This is a genomic window from Planctomycetota bacterium, assembly GCA_018242585.1.
In the GTDB taxonomy this organism is placed as follows: domain Bacteria; phylum Planctomycetota; class Planctomycetia; order Pirellulales; family PNKZ01; genus JAFEBQ01.
In genome coordinates this window covers 40,890-60,528 of sequence record JAFEBQ010000010.1, presented here as the reverse complement: position 1 = coordinate 60,528, position 19,639 = coordinate 40,890, and the positions used below count along the sequence as shown (strand labels likewise).

The window sequence follows — 19,639 nt, the reverse complement described above, 5'->3', positions numbered from 1 at the left end:
TAACGCTTGTGGCGGGGGCCCTGCAGCGCTACCATAGAAGATTCCATCCCCCCATTCCTACTGGCCCGTTTCCTACGAACGCTAGCGGTGATCAGCGATGGCCATCACAGCTAAAGAGTTCTTGGAAAGCCTGTCGACGCTCAATCTCTTGCCGGGCGATGAGCTGGCAACCGTCAAGCTGTGCGTTGCCGACGCCAACGACGCCGAGCAGCTCGCCAAGGAACTCGTCCGCCAGGGAAAACTGACCAAGTACCAGGCGCACAACATCTATCACGGCCGCGGCAAGGGGCTGGTGTTCGGCGAATACGTCGTGCTCGACCGGCTTGGCGCCGGAGGAATGGGCCAGGTCTTCAAGGCACGCCATCGCCGCATGAAGCGAATCGTGGCGATCAAGTTGCTGCCGCCTCATTCCATGCACGACCCGCAGAACGTCAAACGCTTCTACCAGGAAGTTGAAACGGCCGGGCAGCTCGTGCATCCGAATATCGTCACCGCCTTTGACGCTGGCGAAACGAACGGCTTGCATTATCTGGTCATGGAATATGTCGAAGGCAAGGACTTGTCGTCGCTGTTGGCCAAGCAAGGGCCGTTGCCGATCGAGAAGGCCATGAACTGTGTTATGCAGGCCGCGCGCGGACTCGAATACGCGCATGGCATGTTGGTGGTGCATCGCGACATCAAGCCGTCAAACTTGCTCGTCGATACGAAAGGGACTGTCAAGGTTCTGGACATGGGCCTGGCGCGCTTGACCGATGCGTCGGAAAAAGCCGAGACGGCGGCGCGCGAAGGTTTGACGCTCGATGGCCAGGTGATGGGTACGATCGATTACATGGCCCCCGAGCAGGCTCGCGACGCCCGTCGGGCCGACAGCCGCGCTGACATCTACAGCCTGGGCTGCACTCTTTACCGGCTGCTGACGGGGCGTCCGGTCTACGAGGCCGATACCCTGGTTAAGAAGCTGTGGGCTCATCGCGAAGACCCGATCCCTTCACTTCGCGCGGTGCGCCCCGAGGTTCCCGCCAGGCTCGACGCGCTGTTTCAGAAGATGGTGGCCAAAGATCCGGCCCGGCGCGTGCAAACGGCAAGTGAAGTTGCCACGGCGCTCGGCGCCTTGTTGAGCGGTGTTTCGGACGACGATTCATCCATCAGCGTGCTCGACGACGTGATGCCCGCGGCCGATGCGGCCGCGTTCCTGTCCGCTCCCGGCTCGTCGGGCATTCAGCGTGGCGGCTCTTCGATCGGTTCGTCGCGCAGCGACGCGCCGGCCCTGGCCCCGCCAGGGGTGCTGACCGCGGTGCCCCTGGTCTATGCAATGCCGGTTGGCAGCCCAGTTACGGCCGTGCGCCAGCCCTCGTTCCCACCTGGCGCTCAGGCATTGCCCGAGCCCGAAGCCCCGCGTCGAACGGGCTTGCTTGTCGCCGGCGCAGGCCTGGCCGTGGTCGTTGCCGTTGCATTAGTGCTTTGGGGAATGTCAGGCGGCGACGGTGAGAAGCTAGCCGAGAATCCCTCGGTGGCGACCACGCCTCCCACCATGCCGAATCCTGAGCCGCAAAGGGCGAGTAAGCCTGAAATACCTGCACCTGTTCCCACAACACCTGAGAATCAGAATCCCGCGCCCGCGGTGAAGCCGTCTCCTCCTCCCGCGCCGCCGCCGGCCGCCAGTCCAGACGACGCGCCGCCGCGAGTCAGCGTCAAATGGAAGCCTGGTCAACCGGTCGACTTGCTGCCGCTTGTTGATCTTTCGCGCGATGTCATCGAGGGGGAGTGGCGGCAGGAGCCGGGACAGCTCATCGCGCCGATCGCAAAGCCGGCGCGCGTGATGTTCCCGACCGGCGCGCCGCGCGAGTACGTGCTGCTGCTGGAGGTCGAACGATTGGGCTCCTCGCACGAGTTGCAGCTGACCATCGCATGCGGCGGGCGTCAGGTGCTGGCCGTGATCGACGCCAATCGGGGCACGATCAGCGGCCTGAGCTTGTTGCAGGGAAGGTACGTCGCCACGGCCGGCAACCGATCGGCGAACCGCGGCACGTTCCTGGGGTCAAATGACCCCATGCTGATCGCGTGCGTAGTGCGCGACGGGGCCATTAAGGTGACCTGCGACACGACCACAATCACCGATTGGAAGGGCAAGACCACCGAGCTTTCCCTGGCAGCGGATCGTGCGCTGCCGCGTACCGATAGCTTGGCGCTTGGGACATGGGACGCGGCGTTCAAGTTTCGCAATGTTCGCCTGGTGCCGCTGGGGTCGAAGACCAATGCCGAAGCCATCGTCAAGTCGGCGCTCGACGACTTGACGCGACAGAAGTCGAAAGACGCCACGGGTGGCGCCACCGACTTGCTCTCGCGCGTCGACCCGACTCGCGACACGATCGAGGGCGATTGGCAACTGGTCAATGGCGCGCTTTCCAACCTGGCCGGCAAGGGCGTCAATCTTCGCGTCATGGTCCCGTACACTCCGCCCGAGGAATACGATTTGCGCCTGGTCGCCAAGCGCACGGCAGGCAACGGCCGGCTGGCGATCGGACTAGTGGTGGGCGAGGCGCAAACCCGCCTGAATATCGAAACGGCCGCGAACGATTCACCACAGTTCATCGGTCTGGATGCCGCCACGGGGGACAGCCGCTACCTGCCCGCCGCGCGGCGGATTGTGACCTTTCCGCACGACACGCCGTGCGAGGTCGTCTGCTTGGTTCGCAAGAATCACGTCAGCGCCTACGTGGACAATCGCCTGGCGATCGATTGGCAAGGCGATCCTCGCGACCTAGGGTTGCCGACGTTCTTTCAATCGCGCAATCGACGCCAACTGTTCCTGGGAGTGCAGGGCAAGGACACGCAGTTCGAGATTTCCAAGTTTGAAATCTCGCCGCCGAAACGAGCGATTCATGGCTACCGGCCCTTGGACCTGATCGCGTCGGTCGACGTCAAACGTGACACCGAGCGCGGCGAGTGGCAGAAAGCCCGCGGCGTCGTGATCCTGAAGCCAAACGAGAATACAACCAATCGGCTGGCGCTTCCCGTTAGCTTGCCGAATGAATACGTGGTGACGGCCATTGTCGAACGACTGGGCGGAAGCGGGGGCTTTGCCGTCGGGCTTCCCATGCAGGAACGACGCGCCCCGCTGGTGGTCGATGGCGAAGCCATGTCCAAAGCAGGCGTGGCCACGAATGGCGAAGCGCTGGAAGCCGCGCATCACAATCGAGCCCCCGCGCTCCTGGTTCCAGGCCAGCAGCATCGAGTCGAGTTCATCGCTCGCAACAGCGGGCCGCAAGTCATGGTGGACGGCCAACTGGCCTTCGAGACCAAGGCCGGCTGGGCACCCTATGGGGAACGTCGTGAATGGTCGGTCCCCAGTCGATTGTCCACTTGGGTGGGTGGCTCGCGCTCTTCGTGGCGGGTGACAAAGCTCGACGTACGGCCGTTGGACTGGCAGCCCGTCGCTCCGCCCAGCGTGTCCGAGCGCGCCGCCGCGGTCGAAATGCTGGGCAAGCAGTACAGCAAGGCGACCGACAAATCGGCGACGCCCGACGCGAAGCTGACCGTTGCTGAAGCCTTGTTGACCACGACGTGTGATCTGGAACTGGATGATCTGCAACGCTGGGCCACCCTGGAATTGGCCGCCCAGTTGGCCGCCGAGGCGGGAGACGTGCCGGTCACGCTCACGGCGCTCGAAGACCTGGGACGCTTCTTCGCGTTTGATCCGAGCGACATGGAACAACGCGCCGTGGCCGAGTTGTTCCGCACCGGCCGCTCGAACGCGGCACGCGAGGCGCTGGCCGACGAGGCTTGGCGTGGTAGCGAGCGGGCGGCGCTCCTCGACCAATATGGGTTGGCGGTCGAATTGCTGAGCGCTTGGCAAAAGACCAAGCGAAAGCTGGACCAAGACACCAGCCGCGAGGCCAAGGCTCGTGAAATGGAACTCAAGTTCTATCGCGACGAACAGCAACTTGGCCTGGCTGCCGAGGCCAAGCTGCGCGAGCAGTCCGACGATCGCGAGGCGCATGCCGCCCGCGGGCGCTATCTGTTGCTGGTGCGCAACCAGCCCGCCGCCGCCATTGCCGATTTTGAGTCGGGCAGCGACACACCCTGGCGTGAGATTGCGTTGGCCGAGCAAGAACGTCCCGTCGAGGCTGCCGCCAAGGTCAAGTTGGGCGAGCTGTGGTGGCAAGCCAGCGAGAAGCTCGCCGGAGCGCTCAAGGCGCTGACCATGGAACGAGCCGCCCGCTGGTACATGTCGGCAGTGGAAGACGCGACGGGACCATCGCGGAACATTATCGACAAGCGCCGCGTGCAGCTTGCCAACCTGCGCAAGCTGAGCAACGCCAGTTTCTCGCAGCGACATCCCCTGGATGCGATTAAGTTCGGAGATCGCTGGTACAAGTTCTTTGCCATGCCCGTGACCTGGGATACGGCACGCGCCGCGTGCGAGCGGATGGGGGGCGCGATGCTCTGCTTGGAATCCGCCGCCGAGGGACAATTTGTTTCGCGGTTTGTCTTGCAACAGGCCCAGCAAGCCGGCCTGGGCGAGCGACTGGATTTCTGGCTGGGGGCCAGCGACGTCAAGAACGAAGGCCAATTCGCCTGGCTGGATGGCTCATCGGTCGGCCGCGACGTTGTCAATTGGGCCGTCAATGAACCCAACAACGGCAATGGCGCCGAGGATCATCTGTACTGGAGCGTTCGCGCGGAGCAAGGGCAGATCAAAGCCGAGGCTTCCGACACGAATCAGGGGCGCTTGTTCTGGTTCGTTTGTGAATGGGATCACTAAGCTCGGAAAGCCGCGAGCCTTCTTTAACTTTCCAACTCCCGCATTGCGTTGCGACGCCAGCTCGTTATGGTGGCGGTTATTGTGACGGCCGGCGTGCTGGATTCCTGCCCTGCTTCCCTCCTGCGAGTGCCCACCATGCGAACGATCCTGACTGTCTTGGCTTGTCTCGTACCCGCGGTCGCTTGGGCTCAGGCCCCCCAGGCGCTGAAACGGTCGCTGACGTTTCATGCCTCGTTCGATTCGTCGTTCGACGCCGACTTTAGCCGCGGGGACACGCATTGTGTCGTCAAGAAGGGGCAGCAGCTTGTACCCGTAGCGCCCAGTGACGAGGTACAGCTCGTCTCGGGCGCGGGAAAGTTCGGCGGCGCGATTTCCTTTCCCAAGAAAGGGACGACGCGTCCGCAGTTCAGCGGCGTCGGCATGCTGGGCTACAACGACTCGAATTGGAACGCCACGGTCTCGGTCTGGTTGCGCTTGACGCCCGACCAGGATCTGGAGCCCGGCTATTGCGATCCGGTGCAGATCGTCGGTGACGACGGCAAAAAGGGCTTCATCTTCCTGGAGTGGTCCAAGGATGAAACGCCGCGATTCTTCCGCTATGCCATTCGTCCGTTGGTCCACATCTGGAATCCGACCGGCGTGCAGTGGGACCAGATTCCGTTCGAGAAGCGGCCGATGGTCCAAGTGGCCAACGCGCCGTTCGATCGCCAGCGTTGGACGCACGTGGTGTTCACGATCTCGCACCTCAACGACAAAGCCCACAAGCCATCGGGCAGCCTGTACCTCGACGGCAAGCCGCAAGGCCGAATCGAGAATTGGGAGCTGACCTTGGGCTGGGATCCGGCCCAGGTGGCCCTGGTGCTTGGCGCCTCGTACGTCGGCCACCTGGACGACTTGGCGGTGTTCGATCGACCGCTTAGCGATCAAGAGGTCGAGCAGCTCTTTAAGCTCGAACGGGGCATTGCCACGCTGCGCTAGGGTTCTCGCGAATGAATCAAGAAGCCAGCCAATCACGGTTCAAAATCCTGCCTCATTCGGTGCGCTCGCTGAGCCGCGGGACGTCGCTGCAGGGGGCGGCGCGGACACTGCGACAACAAGCCTGGATTGGCCCCGTAGTGACTGCCGTGGTGCTGGCCGTGGTGGGGTGGCTGCTTTATCGGACGGTCGAGAACAGTCTCGAGGCCAAGCTGGCCGAAGAATTGAACACCATTCTCAAGGCTGACCTGACGGCGCTCGATTTCTGGCTGCGCGAGCAGAGCGACAACGTCGCCGAACTGGCCGAGAACGGCGAACTGGTCGAGGACATCGCGGGGCTGCTGGCCCTGGGCGAGCGACAGGCCACGACCGTCGAGCTGTTGCAGGCGCCCGAGTTGGCGCGCGTGCGCACGTTGCTGGGCACGCCCCGTATCACCGCCAGGCACAACGGCTTTACCATCGTGAACCCCGCCGGCCGCGTCCTCGCGTCGAAGCACGACGAAACGGTCGGCAAGACGATGAGCGATATTTACCCCGAAGTCGGTTGGCTGCGCAAAGCCCTGGCCGGCGAGCCGACCGTGTCCCAGCCGATTCCCAGCGCGGCGTTTCTGCCCGATCGGCGTGGCCGCTTGCGGTCGGGGGTGCCGACGATGTTCGCCTGTGGGCCAGTGAGGAACGAAGCGGGCAAAGTCATCGCCGCGCTCTGCATGCGAATCATTCCCGAGGTCGAGTTCACCAAGATCCTCAACACCGCCCAGTTCGGCGCCAGCGGCGAGTCTTATGCGTTCAATCGTGATGGGCTGCTGCTGTCGTCGAGCCGGTTCGATGGCCGACTGAAGCAACTTGGCTTGTTGCCCGACGATGAAGACGCCCAGTCGATTCTCACGTTGCGGCTGCGCGATCCGCTGGTCGATTTGGCCAGCGGCGCGCGCACGCCCGTCGGCGTCGAGCGACCATTGACGCATATTGCCAGCGAAGCGACCGCGGGCCGGGATGGTGTCGATGTCGACGGCAGCCGCGATTATCGCGGCGTGCCGGTGATCGGCGCGTGGCGCTGGTTGCCCGCCTACAACTTTGGCGTCGCTACCCAGGTTGACTACGCCGAAGCCTTCGAACCGCTGCGCTACGTGCAGGTCGCCTTCGGCGTGGTCTTCGCGCTGTTGGTGTTGACTGGCTTTGGGATGCTGATTGCCGTGCTCTGGGCGTCGCGGTTGCGGCTGGCGTTGCGCGTGGCCGAGGTCGAAACCAAACAGCTTGGCCAATACACCCTGGAGCGCAAACTGGGCGAAGGAGCGATGGGGGCGGTCTACCAAGCGCGCCACGCGCTGCTGCGCCGCCCGACGGCCGTCAAGCTGATGCACCCGCAGGTCAACTCCGACGAGGCGCTGGCCCGCTTTGAACGCGAAGTCCAGTTGACCAGCCAACTGACTCATCCGAACACGATTGCGATTTACGACTACGGCCGCACGGCGCAAGGGGTGTTCTATTACGTGATGGAGTACCTCGACGGCATTCCGCTCGACGTGCTGGTCCGCAAGTTTGGCCCTCAGCCCGAGGGACGCGTCGTCGAGATACTTCGACAACTGTGCGGTTCATTGGCCGAGGCCCACGCCTGCGGGCTGATCCATCGGGACATCAAGCCCGCCAACTTGCTGTTGAATCGCCGCGGGCGACAGTTCGACGTGCTCAAGGTGCTGGACTTCGGGTTGGTGAAAACGATCGCGTCGCTGGGGGACGCCGCGGTGACCAAGGCGTATTCGTTCGTGGGGACGCCCCACTTCATGTCTCCCGAGGCGGTGAACACGCCTGACGCGGTTGACGCTCGCAGCGATTTGTACGCGATTGGCGCGGTCGGCTATTTTCTGCTCTGCGGCCAGAACATCTTTGACGGCAAAAACGTGATGGAGGTCTGCCATCAACATCTGACTCAAGCGCCGCCGCCACTTTCGTCGCGCACGCCGGGGCCGATTTCACCGGACCTCGAAGCATTGATTCACCGCTGCCTGGCCAAGAACAAGGAGGCCCGCCCCCAATCGGCCGAGGAACTGGCCGAGTTGTTGTCCCAGTGCCGGCTGACAAAACCTTGGACGCGCGCCGACGCCGAAGCCTGGTGGGCCGGGCTGCCAACCGACATGGACGCCACGCTCGACGCGCCGGTGCCCGACGCGAAGCGCTCGATCGACACCAGGCCACCAGCCGAAACGATGGTCTTCGACGGGCGGTAGGGCGCGGCTAGAGTAGCTCTTGTGAGCGTGTGGCGCGTTCCAATCGCGGCGCAGCGCGTGGCGAACTGGCAAGCGTCACTTCATCGGATGCCGCTCGAAGAACTCCCACATCAGGCCGTTGGCCGAGATGTCTTCCGTGGTCGGCCCCAGGAAATTGATTCGCGGCGGCTTGCCGGGCCAGGTGTGGCCGCCCCCTTCGATCTCGCCCACCTTCAACGTGCGCGAATGGTCGCCGGCCGCCAACGGGTTGGCGATCACGAGAAGCAGCAGCGTAGCGGTGGAGAACATCGTGCGATTCAGGTATAGAAGAGAAGGGCGACGCGACTGGGGCAATTATGGCTTCGCGTCCCGGCCGTTGCTACTGCACCTGTTCAGAGTTGGATGCAATCGCGGTGACCGACGAATTCGACGAGGAAGTAGCAGGATTATCGGCCGCGCAGTTGTCGGCCCTGGCGTCGGAGCAGTTGCTAATCGGACTGCTGCCGGACGTTGCGGGGGAGCGGGTGCTATGTACTTCGCTGGGACGTGCGCAGTTGGCTCGGGCCGCCACCGCCGCCGGCCGGCGCGAGGTGACCTGCTGGTTTCTCGACCAATATCGGGCAGCATTGGCCAGCGAGGCTGTCGTACAAGACACCTCGGCGGCGGGTGCCAGCGCACTCAAGATCATCTGCAACGCCGATTTCCCCACCGGCGAAGTCGACGTTGTCGCGATCCCCACCTCCTCGGGCGGTGAGGCGGACCTGGCACGCGAGCTGATCCAGCAAGGCCACGAACGGCTTGCAGTTGGAGGCCGACTGCTGACCTCGACTGACAATCGCCGTGACCGTTGGCTTGGCGAAGAACTGGGCAAACGGTTTGACGCGGTTCGCCGGCACGAGTTGCCGCTGGGGACCGCCTACGTCGCGACCAAGTCCGGGCCGCTTAGGAAATTGAAGAACCATGCGTGTGAGTTTGCCTTTCGCGATCGCGGGCATTTAATCCGGGCGTATAGCCGGCCGGGCGTCTTTGCCCACCGGCGGATTGATCCGGGCGCGCGGCAGTTGCTGGCCCAGATGGACGTGCGGCCCGGGCAGCGTGTGATCGACATTGGCTGCGGCTCGGGGACGGTGGCGCTGGCCGCGGCGCTGCGAGCGACAGGCGTCACGGTTCACGCCGTTGACTCCAACGCCCGGGCTGTCGAGTGTACGTTGCGCGGCGCGGCGCGGAATCAATTGACAAACGTCACGGCCGAGTTGAACGCCCACGGGCCGTACCAAGGGGTGGGCGCGTACGACATGGCGCTCGCCAATCCGCCGTACTATGCGTCGTTTCGGATTGCCGAGCACTTCCTGCGCGCGGCACACGAGTCGTTGCGCTCCGGCGGCCGAGTGTGGGTCGTCACCAAGACGCCCGATTGGTATGCCGAGCAGATGCCCCGCTGGTTCGACGACGTGAAGATCGTCGAGTCAAAATCGTACTATGTCGCCAGCGGTACAAGATAAGAGGTAGCACCGACAACTTGTTGTCGGTGTCGCGCGAGCGGCATGAGGGTGGCGAGGTCGTTTCTCGCCCTCTTGCGGCTGCGCCGCCCGGACAAGCAAGTTGTCCGGGCCACCCGATATCAAGGCCAATGAGCCAAGTAATTACGGTCGCAAACGGTCAACGTCACCGTTGCCATTCCAGGCCGATGGCCGGGCCGTGCAAGAATGGCGAGCCGTGGCGAGTGAAGCCGCCGAACTGCTCTTGCGACATCGCCATGCCGGGCAGGTAGAGCAACTGATACCCGCCCCGGACGGCGATGTTTGACGTCACCTGGTACGTGGCGTTGGCGAACAAATCGACAGCGCCCGACACGGCCGATTGGCGTGTGTGGGCATTGATTGGCCTGATTGCCGGGATACCGCCCGGTTGAAGGCCCGTCGAGTTCGTATTGCTGAGTTGCAGCGTGTACCAATCGAACAGCATCGCTCCCTTGAAGTCGGCATTGAATCGCACCCGCGACCATTGCCGGAAGAATCCCAAGCCAAGTTGCGGGCCGATCGAGTAGTTGTACGCTCGGGCATTGACGCTTTCGACGCCGCCAAACACTGGGTCAACGGCCGTCAGGTTGGCCCGGTCGTTCCACTGGACATAGCGAACGCCCGAGAGGATCGAGACGGTCCACAACCGGTCGTGGATGGCAACACGCTGGTTCAATTCAGCGTTGTAAAAGTTCGCGCCATAGTTGTAGCTGGCCGGCCCACTCAGGCCGCCGAGAATACCAGGCGTTTGCAGGGAGCGTGAGAAGACGCTGTTAGCGCCGCCCGGGTCGGGTGTGAGCACACCGCTAGCCGACCACTGTTGAGCGCCGTAAAAGATGCCTTCGATCGTGGTCCGGTAATTGATCTGTCGAGCGATGCGAATCCGCACGCTGGGTTGATAGCTCAACGGGCTATTGACGCGCAGCGAGTCGACCTGTGCGCCCGTGCCGTCTTGCGTATAGGCCAAGGTTGATGAATGGAACGTGGCTTGCAGCCACATGGCGTCGGCCTGGACTACCCAGCGATCACAGTCGCCGCAGCGGATTCCCTGGGGGCCGCAGTCGGGGCAAGGATCGTATTCGTCACGGACATCACCGCTCGTTTCGAGCGGCGTGGCGGGCGGCGTCTCTTCTTCATACGCGACCGGAGTGGTCGGATAATACGTCGGGCGCGAACGCCGCGAGTTGGGCTGGCGCTGCGCGGCCGTAGCCTCGGCGTCGAGACACGACTTGATGAAGCGATCGCCCGCCGACGGTTCCGAGATCGCGGGCTGTTGATCTCCTTCGTCGGCGTAATCGTCGGGCGCGGGGATCGGCGGCATGGCCGGTCGCGCTGCCGTGGCCCGAGTTGGCACCGGCTTGGCCGAGCGGCGCGAGCGGATCGGTTGGCCGCGATACGGCTCAGCGGCCAGCGTGCCCGAGCAAAAGAGGGCAACCAGGACCAGCGACAAGTGCTTGCATCGTTGCATGGCGATTCTGCGCAATGAGAGACCGGCGGAACAAAGCCCCATTCTCTAATCGGCAAAGTTTGCCTAGGCGGCAAAGAATACTTGACCGGAATTAATTCGCGCCAGCAGCTAGCAGGTGCCAGCAGCGCCTTGGAGTGACGGGGTGTTGGTGATGACGGGACGCTGCCGCCACTCGTGCGGGATGTTGCACATCAGAAGTGCAGAGTCGAATTCGACCGAGCCGGTGGGAAACCGATTGCTGTCAGCAAATATGCTTGACTCAATGCGGTTCACGACCAATGGCGTCATCGACCACGTGCGGCAAGATAGCTCCAGGCCGTCGAACGCGCCCGGGCTGAGGGCCGGGGAGTAGCCAAGCGAGCCGGTGGCGAAGAACGCCGACGCCTCGGCGAGCGTCGGAAAGACCGATCGGCCGGGCCATTCGCTGGCGACGTGCGCGTCGACCAGCAAGCGCACCGCCCGATCATCGCTGTCGAGTTTCACGCGGTAGCGGCCGCTCGTTTCTTCGCTCGCGATTCTGGCGTGATGATGAACGCCGGGGAACAGCCGGCCGCCGACCCAGGTATTGAATCGCGAATTGGTGTCGCGCCGGGTCACGAAGACACCTTCTCGATAAACGCCGTCCTCGTCCCACTGGACGGCGATCCGGTGGGCGGCGTTCTCGGACGAGACGCCCAACGCGCGCGGCAGCCCACGCGGCCGCACGTCGCCCAACCGGATCAAACAGATGCCGGCGAGTGCATGGTCGGCGACCAGCTTCGGCCGGAAGGGGGCCGGCAACTGGCGTGCGAGCACCGCCGGGTCGACGCGAAAGTTGACCAGGATACGCCGCTCGATCAGACCTTCGACGACTGGCAGCCTCATGATGACCTCCCTTGGCCCCCGTTACTTGCCAAGAGAGAAACCGCAGGCCGCCGGAGGAATTAACAGCGCGGGCGGATCCCGTGAAAGCCGCTTACCCCTCACCCCCAACCCCTCTCCCACAAGGGGCGAGGGGAGCAATCCTGCGGCCGTCAACTACTTCCGGGCCATTTGCCAGGCGACAGCTTGCAGGCGGCGGGCCTGATCTTCACCAAGGCCAGCGAAGTTGCCCGGCAGCCCCTTGGGGCTCTTGCCAATGAACAAGACGTTGATCGGTGTCTTGGTTTCGGCCGCTGAGCAAGAATCGCCCGTAAAATGCTGGGCTTTGCGATGGTTACGCGAAAGAAGTTTGTGCGGCCCCGCGGTTCGTCTTATGCTCAGGATCGGTACGCACTCGCCCCACTTCCCGCCCACCGGAGCCGCACGCATGTCCGCACTATCGCCCCGTTGTTCTGGTCCTTCGCGCCGCCGGTTCTTGCAGGGGGCGACCACCGCGGCCGCCGCCGTGTCGATCGCTTCGCTGGCGCGGCCGGTCCATGCCGGCGCTGACGAGACGATCAAGGTCGCACTGATCGGCTGTGGCAATCGCGGGACCGGCGCGGTCGTCAACGCTTTACAGACGGCCGGGCCGGTGAAGCTGTGGGCGGTGGCCGACGCATTTTCCGATCGGGTCGAGCAGTGCCTGAAGGCGTTCCGCGATGGTGGAACGATGATCCGCACGTCGGTGCCGCAAGCCATCGGCGAGCGGGTCGACGTGGCCACCGACCGGCAATTCGTCGGGCTCAACGCCTACAAGCAAGCCATCGACGCCGCCGACGTCGCCATCTTGTGCGGGCCGCCGGGTTTCCGGCCGGCCCACTTTGAATATGCCGTCGAGCGCGGCAAACACGTGTTCATGGAAAAGCCCGTCGCCGCCGACGCGCCGGGCGTGCGCCGAGTGCTGGCCGCCGGCAAGGTCGCCCAAGAGAAGGGGCTTAAGGTCGGCGTCGGCCTGCAACGCCACCACGAGCCGAAGTATCTCGAAACGATTGACCGGCTGCGCAACGGCGCGATTGGCGACGTGCTGGGACTGCGCTGCTACTGGAACGGCGGCACGATCAAGTCGCCGGTCACGCACGACGGCCTGACCGAAATGGAATACCAGGTCCGCAACTGGTACTTCTTCCACTGGCTCAGCGGCGATCACATCGTCGAGCAGCACGTCCACAACCTGGACGTTTGCAACTGGCTGCTGGGGGCCACGCCGGTCGCGGCCGTTGGCATGGGGGGCCGGCAGATGCGAACCGGCAAGGACTTTGGCGACATTTTTGACCACCACTCGGTGGAATACACGTACCCGAGCGGCCTCAAAATGTTCAGCTTCTGCCGGCAGATCACCGGCTGCGAGCCATTGGTGGGCGAGTTCGCCGTCGGCAGCCGCGGCACGGCCGACGTCAGCGGCGCGAAAATCCAATCGAGCGGCGAGGAGTGGCGCTATCCGCGTCCGCGGGGCAATGCCAAGGAGGCCAGCAATCAAAACCCGTACCAGTTGGAGCACGACGCGCTGTTCGCGGCCATCCGCAACAATACGCCCCACAACGAGACCGAGAGCGGAGCCGCGGCGACGATGACGGCCATTCTGGGCCGAATGGCGACGTACACCGGGCGAACGGTGACCTGGGACGAGGGTTTCAAGTCGACCAAGACGCTGATGCCCGAGCAGATTACCGGCTGGGACACCATGCCGCTGACGCTGCCCAGCGCCGAGGGGTATTACAAGCTGCCAGCGCCGGGATTATTGCGCGACGTGTGAGCGATGTGTGCGTTCGGCACGATGTCCCTTCATTTGCGGCCAGCCACGCTGTCGCGTAGCGGTACGATTTCTCTTCCGAGCGCGCGAATCGTCCAGGCCTTGATCTGATGTCCGCTGTTGTAGGCGAACAAGATGGTCAGCGGTTGATTGGGGAACTCGGCGTGCCGTCGCTGCTCAGCGGCCGCACGCGCAGGTTGCGGAACTCGACTTGCTTGGGATAAAGTTGCAGGCCGATGTGGCCGCGCTCGCGGAGCTTCGACGTCATCTCGCCGTCAAGCGCCAGCGTGCCGTTCAACGTGACGCGAACGTGCGCGCCATAGCATTGAACCTGGATCTGATTCCACTGCTCGGCCGGGGCAGGGGGGGAAGTCCGCGGCGCCAACTGATTGTACAGCGCGACATTCTTTTGCTTGGGATTGAGCGCGGCGAACTTGGGCGCGGCATTGTCGAGCAGTTGGACTTCAAGGAAATCGCTGCCGCTGACGGGACCGTCGGCGTGGGCTCGCAGAAAGATACCGCTGTTTCCTTCCGGTGACAGCTTGTACTCGCAAGCGAACTCGAAGTGGTCGAATTCTTCTCGGGACATCAGCCAGCCAGGGCTGTCGGTCTTGCCGACTAGCGCGCCGTCGGTGACGCTCCACGCGCCGCCCCCCTTGGCGGTCCAATGGGCCTGCCGGTCTTGGCCATCGAACAACGACCGCCAACCGTCGCCGGCGAGCGCTGGCGCAGCGGCCGCGCTCGCTTTAATCAGCCGCGGGTCGAGCCAGACGGGGTGCATGGCGCCGATGCCGCCGCGTGTCGTGATCTCGAGCGTCAATTGCTTGATGCCGCGCACGTCGAGGTCAAAGTCTTCCGATCGGTCGGTGGTGCTGTAGGCGCCCGATTGCCAGAGCGGGCGATCATCGCCGAGCACTCGAAACGACACCGACGCTTGCTTGTCTTGCAGATCTGTCACCAGGCAGACGGTCGCGCGGAACCGTTCGTATTTGCCATCCACTGCGTACGACACCGTCGTGGGCCCCGCGCCGTTGGGATGGGCGAACAATGAATGTTGCGGTTGACCTCCGCGCCAGGTGAAAGCTTTGTTGCTGTTGGTGCGCCCGCGAGTCCCCAACTGAAGATGCAAGTTCGCCGTCTTGGTCGGCTTCAGGTCGTCCAAGAACACGGCATTGGCCGCATCGGGCGGCGGCGCGGGCGTCGACTCGCCTGGCACGTAGAGTCGGCCTTGGCTCGGCCATTCGATCTGGCAATTGGGCACGGCCTTCTGTAGCGTCGCCACGTCGGCTTCGGTGATCTTGGTGCCGTATAGCGTGATTCTCTTCAGCGATGCGATGCTGGCCAACGGCGTTACGTCGCTGATCGGCGTTGTGTGGCATTCCAGGTACTGCAGGGGCATTCCCACCAGCGGCGACAAATCGGTCACCCGGGTGTGCTGCAGGTACAAGCTCACAAGCCGCATTCCGCGCAGCGGGTTCAGATCGGCAACCTGGGTGTTGTACAGGTGAATGTAGGTGAGAGGCATGCCCGTCAGAGACGTCAAATCGGTGATGTTATTAACGCCGTTGCAGTTCAATCGCCCCAGCTTCAGGCCGCGCAGCGGAGACAAATCGGCCAGCGGACCCGCGCCGTTGCACGACAACGCCCACAGTTCTTTGAAAGCGCGCAGCGGAGAAAGATCGACCAGGTTGGCTGGCTGTAGGCCCACCTCGGTCACCTTGCCCCCTTCGATCTTGGGCGTTCCCTTGCATTCGTACCCGTAAAGCTTGCCATCGTGCCCTGGATTCAGCCCTTGCAACTTTTTGCTGACGGCGTCGATCTGTTTCTCAACCGAGAGGAACGCGATGCTTGCGAGCCAGCGCTTGAACTCGGGCGTGTCGTAGGTGGTGATCTTCTTGCCCCCGCCCAGTACGACCGTAGCTGGCTGCCCATCTTTCACGACTTCGACCGTCGTGCCCGGAGCGGTCTGCACCTTCTGGGCGGGCTTGGCTTCGCTCCGCGCCAATTCCTTGCCGGATGAATCGCGGAATACAAACCACCAGGCTCCCAACGCCACCAGCAAAAAGCCCGCACTTCCCGCACCGGCCAGGGCCAGGGGACTCTTCCACGGCGGCACGGCGCCGCCAGCCGCGCCGCCATTCTTGACGGCCGATTTCAAGCTCGGCAAGAATCGCTCGCTCTTCGGATCGGTATCCAACTCGGCCCGCGACGCCGAAATGGTGCTCCCGGTCGGCAGATTCTTCAGATGCTGAATGCCAAACGCCGCCGTGGCGCTGTCGGCTGGCACGGTAGCGCTGGTGCTCGGCTTCGACGCGGCCGATGGCGACGAACCCGGTTCGCTTGGCAGCGTCAGATTGTTGAAGAAGTTGCTGAGCTGCGCGCCACCTTGCGAGCCCGAGGTAACCGAGGCCTGTGAAGTTCCGCCCCGCCAAGCCTCGATCGCCGCGACCAGTTCGGCCGCGGTCTGGTACCGATCCTCGGGACGCTTAGCCATCATCCGCTGAAAGATCTGGTCGACCTCGGCCGGCACGTCGGTTCGTCGATCCGACAGCGAAGGGATCGGGTCGTGCATGTGGGCCAGAATCTTTTTGACGACCGTTTCCCCTTCAAAGACGTTGCCCCCCGTCAGCAAGCGAAACAGCGAGCAGCCCAGGCTGTAAATATCGCTGCGCGCGTCGGCCCGCCGGGTGTCGGCGGCCTGCTCGGGTGCCATGTAGTCGACCGTTCCCATCACCGCGCCGGTGTTGGTCAATTGATGGTCGGCCGCGTTCGCGTCTTCGAACCGGGCCAGCCCCATGTCGAGAATCTTGACCACGCCTTTCTTGTCGACCAGCAAGTTAGCCGGCTTGATGTCACGGTGGACGACTCCTTCGGCGTGCGCATAGGCCAGCCCGCGCGCGCCTTGTAGGATATAGTTCATCGCCTCGTCCACCGGCAATGGCCCCCGCTCTTTGACGGTGGCCGAGAGGTCTTTTCCCTCGACGTATTCCATGACCAAGAAGTGCGTGCCGTTGGCTTCGTCGGCGTCGAAGGCGGCCACGATGTTGGTGTGGGCCAGGCGCGCGGCCGCTTCGACCTCGCGTTGAAAGCGCGCCAGGGCGGCGGCGTCTTTCACTAGGGCGGGCGGCAGCATCTTGATCGCCACCAGTCGCTTCATGCGGCGATGCTGGGCCTTGAAGACTTGGCCCATGCCGCCGGCGCCGATCTTGTCGAGCAACGTGTAGTTGCCCAGCAGCAGCGCCTTGGCCCGACCGGCCAGGACTTGGGTCGCCTGGAACTTCGTCAGCTCGCTGCTCTTGACCAGTTCCTGGGCCAGCTCCTCGGCCGTCTTGGGGTGGGCCTGGGGCGGCACAAATCGTTCGAGCTTGTCGGCTGGCAGAATGCCAGCGCTGGACAATTGCTTGACGAACGAATCGAGATCGATGCCCATGCTGCCCATTCCCCTTGCAAGGATGGGTGCCATTGTAGATGAAGCCCGGGCGACAAAGAAGCAACAGTCGGGTGGATCTGACGCCAAAAAAGCGGCGAGTCTCGCGTGGTTTAGTGCAAAATCGCAGCCAAGTGCGGCCCGGCCGCCCCGGCTCACACCACCAGCTTGTACGCCGTAACGATGTAAGCCGCGCCCAGCGTGATGAACGCCGCGCTGTCGATCAAGCGGCACAGGTGCAACCGGCGGGTTTCGGCCAGCTTGTAGGAAACGACCGAGACGGCCATCGATGCGAAGATGAACGTGAACGTCAGGATATGCAGCTTGTCGGCCAGCGTCAGGTAATTGGCCTCGGGCAGCGACGAGACCACCACGTATTCGCTGGCCACGGCGGCGAACATCGCCCCCACGGTCAACGCGAACCGCGCGTCCAGCTCGCTGGGCTTGATCAACAGCGCGTGCAGCCCGATGGCCGAGGCGATGAACATGCCGGTCAGCAGCTTGAAGAACATGCCGTAGCTCGGTCGCGACAGGAGCACTGGAAAACGGAATCGCGAATAGTTCGAGCCGTGCCCGGTCTCGAGCGTCGTGTCGCCAAAGTTTGTGTTGTAGCGGTGGGTGATGACCGAGACGGGGCACTCGCCAACATTCCAGCCGGCCACTTCCACGTCGGGGTTCAGATCGCTGTTCTCGACGTCGGCGATGTAGCGGACCTTGTCTTCCTCGAAGTCGCCGTCCTCGATTTCGATCAGCAGCTCGTGCTCGTCGAGCGGAAACCGCGACACGTCCCACAGCTTGTGAATCGTGGCCAGCACCCGACAGCAGGCGTAGCGATAGCCGTTGACGTCGTCCTTGGTGACGATGTCTTCCTTCAACTCAATCTTGCCGTTGACCACGTCGAACGTCTCGATCGGTTTTAGGTCGGCATCCTTCCACCGGAACCAGATATGAAAGTCGACGACGATCTGGCTGTCCTTCAGGCTGACGCTGTCGACCTGGTTCAAGTACATGCCGACGATCACTTGCTTGGCGGTCGGCGGGCCAGCGGTCGGCGCGGGTGTCTTTGACGGGGCCTGAGCGCCGGCGACGCCGATCAAGATGCCCCAGGCCAGCCAGCAGCCAATCATCATCAATCGCGAGCGATACATGTGAACCATCTCTGCCCGTAGCGGGTGACGTGCGCCAAACGATGCAAAAAACAAACCCCAATCGCGGCCCAATATAGTTGTGAGGTGGAGGACCGGCGAGCCGGACTCAGGTGACGATTTCGTTAACTATTTCGTTCCGCCTGGCGGCAATGCCCGCAGCCGCCACACCGCCCCCTCGATCCAAAAGAACGTGCAGTAATACAGCCGGGCATAGTCATATCGCGTGGCCATCTGCTTGATGGTGGCGGCATGCTGGCGCACCACCTGGGCGTCAGGGCACAGCGTCACAATCCAGGCCGCCGCAGTCGGCTCGCGAATCGCGGCAGTCTCCAGATTGCGTCGCGGGGAGACCTTCATGAACGCCCGCAGTTGGGCCTCGGCCAATGCTTGGGACTCTTGCTCGGTCTGTTGCGGCTTCCACAGGGGCATCATCGCCGAGCGCCAATCCTGGCTGAAGGTGCTCGGGTCCGCGGCGTTGTATTTCTCGGCCAGCGGCAAGCTTTCGGCGGCGAGATTCGCGCTGGCCCGCAGGCCTTCGGCGTACGCTTGCTTCAACGTGGCGTCCGTCTCCAACTCCCATAGGCCGCGCAGACAACAGACCGCCGCGCAGGATGTCCAGTGGTGCGTCTTGGCGTAGTAGAACTTCATGCCGCCGCGCATCAGTTCCCGCCGGCTGGCGTTCGCTTCGCCACCGCGCTCGTCGAGGGCTTGCGCGTAGCGGTCGGCCCACGCCTTGTCGCCCGTAAAGTGGTGCATCAGCTTGGCGACGAACAACAGCCGCGCCGCGGCGTCGAAGTATATTCCCGCGAACGAGCCTCGGATGTTGAACGGCGCTTCGGCCGGCATCTTCCAGCCCAACTCGTAGATCGCGTCGGCCACTTCGACCAGCTTGGCGATGATCTGCCGGTGTTCTTCAGCGGTGGCCAGGCCGGACGATAGAAATCGATACAGCCCAAAGAACCAGGGGGACGTTTGGTCATTGGAACCCATCGGGTAGTGCGACCGCCCGTCGGCCGAGACGCCCCGGCCGACGAGCCCGCGCACGTTGCTGATCGACGCCAATAGCAGCAGCCCTTGCATCAAGCGTCGAGCCTTGGCGGCCGCTTCGGGCGAGCGTGTTTGTTCCCATTGGCAGAGCAGGGCGTCGATATACATGCCGTTGAACATCGCGCCATTTTCGATCGGTTGAAACCAGCCCAGCGCGTTCGGCTTGCCAGCCCGGCATTCCTCAGGCGTGGGCAACTCGACCCGGCCGTCGAGATCGGCAAAGTCGACCAGGATGCCGTGGCGATCGACGAAGCGCTGCCAGATTTCGTCGTGCGCTCGTTGAATCGCTTCACTTGTGGCGTCGGCGGCCCAGCCGGCGCGCGGAAGCAACATCGTCGCCCCGGCGGCCAGTGATGCGCCCAGCATGGTGCGACGATCCAAGCCCACCGAACGGGAAAGTTGGGCAGCGGCCATCCGTGACATTGATGGTGCGCA

12 protein-coding genes are annotated in these 19,639 nt (G+C 63.5%); 5 read left to right on the top strand and 7 right to left on the bottom strand.

Annotated elements, in window-relative coordinates:
- Positions 1-97: 97 nt before the first annotated feature.
- From JSS27_05445 to JSS27_05435, 3 genes are all read left to right on the top strand, one after another.
- Positions 98-4,765, top strand: a complete 4,668-nt coding sequence (locus JSS27_05445; protein MBS0208381.1) for a protein kinase — start codon at positions 98-100, stop codon at positions 4,763-4,765.
- Between the two features lie 135 nt (positions 4,766-4,900).
- Positions 4,901-5,743, top strand: a complete 843-nt coding sequence (locus tag JSS27_05440; GenBank protein MBS0208380.1) for a LamG domain-containing protein — start codon at positions 4,901-4,903, stop codon at positions 5,741-5,743.
- Positions 5,744-5,754: 11 nt separating this feature from the next.
- Positions 5,755-7,965 (top strand): serine/threonine protein kinase, encoded by a 2,211-nt coding sequence (locus JSS27_05435; protein ID MBS0208379.1) that lies wholly within the window; start codon positions 5,755-5,757, stop codon positions 7,963-7,965.
- A 75-nt stretch (positions 7,966-8,040) separates the two neighbouring features.
- On the opposite strand, the gene JSS27_05430 is transcribed toward JSS27_05435, so the two are convergent.
- Positions 8,041-8,253 carry a hypothetical protein gene (locus tag JSS27_05430; GenBank protein ID MBS0208378.1) on the bottom strand — a complete coding sequence of 71 codons (213 nt, stop codon included), beginning with the start codon at positions 8,251-8,253 and terminating at the stop codon, positions 8,041-8,043.
- Between the two features lie 104 nt (positions 8,254-8,357).
- Between JSS27_05430 and JSS27_05425 the strand changes: the two genes are divergently transcribed.
- A complete protein-coding gene (locus JSS27_05425) occupies positions 8,358-9,446 on the top strand; it encodes a methyltransferase (protein MBS0208377.1) in 1,089 nt (362 codons plus the stop codon).
- 163 nt (positions 9,447-9,609) lie between these two features.
- Here the strand turns inward: JSS27_05425 and JSS27_05420 are convergent, their stop codons facing one another.
- The 3 genes from JSS27_05420 to JSS27_05410 all read right to left on the bottom strand — a co-directional run bounded on the left by JSS27_05420 (position 9,610) and on the right by JSS27_05410 (position 12,222).
- A complete protein-coding gene (locus tag JSS27_05420; GenBank protein MBS0208376.1) occupies positions 9,610-10,932 on the bottom strand; it encodes a hypothetical protein in 1,323 nt (440 codons plus the stop codon).
- Between the two features lie 108 nt (positions 10,933-11,040).
- Positions 11,041-11,796, bottom strand: a complete 756-nt coding sequence (locus tag JSS27_05415) for a DUF2071 domain-containing protein (GenBank protein MBS0208375.1) — start codon at positions 11,794-11,796, stop codon at positions 11,041-11,043.
- A 153-nt stretch (positions 11,797-11,949) separates the two neighbouring features.
- Positions 11,950-12,222, bottom strand: coding sequence for a hypothetical protein (locus JSS27_05410; GenBank protein MBS0208374.1), 273 nt, complete (start codon positions 12,220-12,222; stop codon positions 11,950-11,952).
- Here JSS27_05410 and JSS27_05405 point away from each other — a divergent pair.
- Positions 12,221-13,585: a Gfo/Idh/MocA family oxidoreductase gene (locus tag JSS27_05405; GenBank protein MBS0208373.1), complete on the top strand. Its 1,365-nt coding sequence runs from the start codon at positions 12,221-12,223 to the stop codon at positions 13,583-13,585. The genes JSS27_05410 and JSS27_05405 overlap by 2 nt on opposite strands.
- A 136-nt stretch (positions 13,586-13,721) precedes the next feature.
- On the opposite strand, the gene JSS27_05400 is transcribed toward JSS27_05405, so the two are convergent.
- The 3 genes from JSS27_05400 to JSS27_05390 form a co-directional block, all read right to left on the bottom strand.
- The gene (locus JSS27_05400) at positions 13,722-17,012 is read right to left on the bottom strand and encodes a protein kinase (GenBank protein ID MBS0208372.1); all 3,291 of its coding nucleotides are present in this window, start codon (positions 17,010-17,012) and stop codon (positions 13,722-13,724) included.
- 152 nt (positions 17,013-17,164) lie between these two features.
- Entirely contained in the window at positions 17,165-18,157 is a 993-nt protein-coding gene (locus tag JSS27_05395; GenBank protein ID MBS0208371.1) for a hypothetical protein, read from the bottom strand.
- Positions 18,158-18,283: 126 nt separating this feature from the next.
- Complete coding sequence (locus JSS27_05390) at positions 18,284-19,618, bottom strand: hypothetical protein (GenBank protein ID MBS0208370.1); 1,335 nt, start codon at positions 19,616-19,618, stop codon at positions 18,284-18,286.
- Positions 19,619-19,639: the final 21 nt, after the last annotated feature.

Coding starts and splice junctions, on each gene's coding strand:
- JSS27_05445 (MBS0208381.1), top strand. CDS start 98: ATGGCCATCACAGCTAAAGAGTTCTTGGAAAGCCTGTCGACGCTCAAT.
- JSS27_05440 (MBS0208380.1), top strand. CDS start 4,901: ATGCGAACGATCCTGACTGTCTTGGCTTGTCTCGTACCCGCGGTCGCT.
- JSS27_05435 (MBS0208379.1), top strand. CDS start 5,755: ATGAATCAAGAAGCCAGCCAATCACGGTTCAAAATCCTGCCTCATTCG.
- JSS27_05430 (MBS0208378.1), bottom strand. CDS start 8,253: ATGTTCTCCACCGCTACGCTGCTGCTTCTCGTGATCGCCAACCCGTTG.
- JSS27_05420 (MBS0208376.1), bottom strand. CDS start 10,932: ATGCAACGATGCAAGCACTTGTCGCTGGTCCTGGTTGCCCTCTTTTGC.
- JSS27_05415 (MBS0208375.1), bottom strand. CDS start 11,796: ATGAGGCTGCCAGTCGTCGAAGGTCTGATCGAGCGGCGTATCCTGGTC.
- JSS27_05405 (MBS0208373.1), top strand. CDS start 12,221: ATGTCCGCACTATCGCCCCGTTGTTCTGGTCCTTCGCGCCGCCGGTTC.
- JSS27_05410 (MBS0208374.1), bottom strand. CDS start 12,222: ATGCGTGCGGCTCCGGTGGGCGGGAAGTGGGGCGAGTGCGTACCGATC.
- JSS27_05400 (MBS0208372.1), bottom strand. CDS start 17,012: ATGGGCATCGATCTCGATTCGTTCGTCAAGCAATTGTCCAGCGCTGGC.
- JSS27_05395 (MBS0208371.1), bottom strand. CDS start 18,157: ATGTATCGCTCGCGATTGATGATGATTGGCTGCTGGCTGGCCTGGGGC.
- JSS27_05390 (MBS0208370.1), bottom strand. CDS start 19,618: ATGGCCGCTGCCCAACTTTCCCGTTCGGTGGGCTTGGATCGTCGCACC.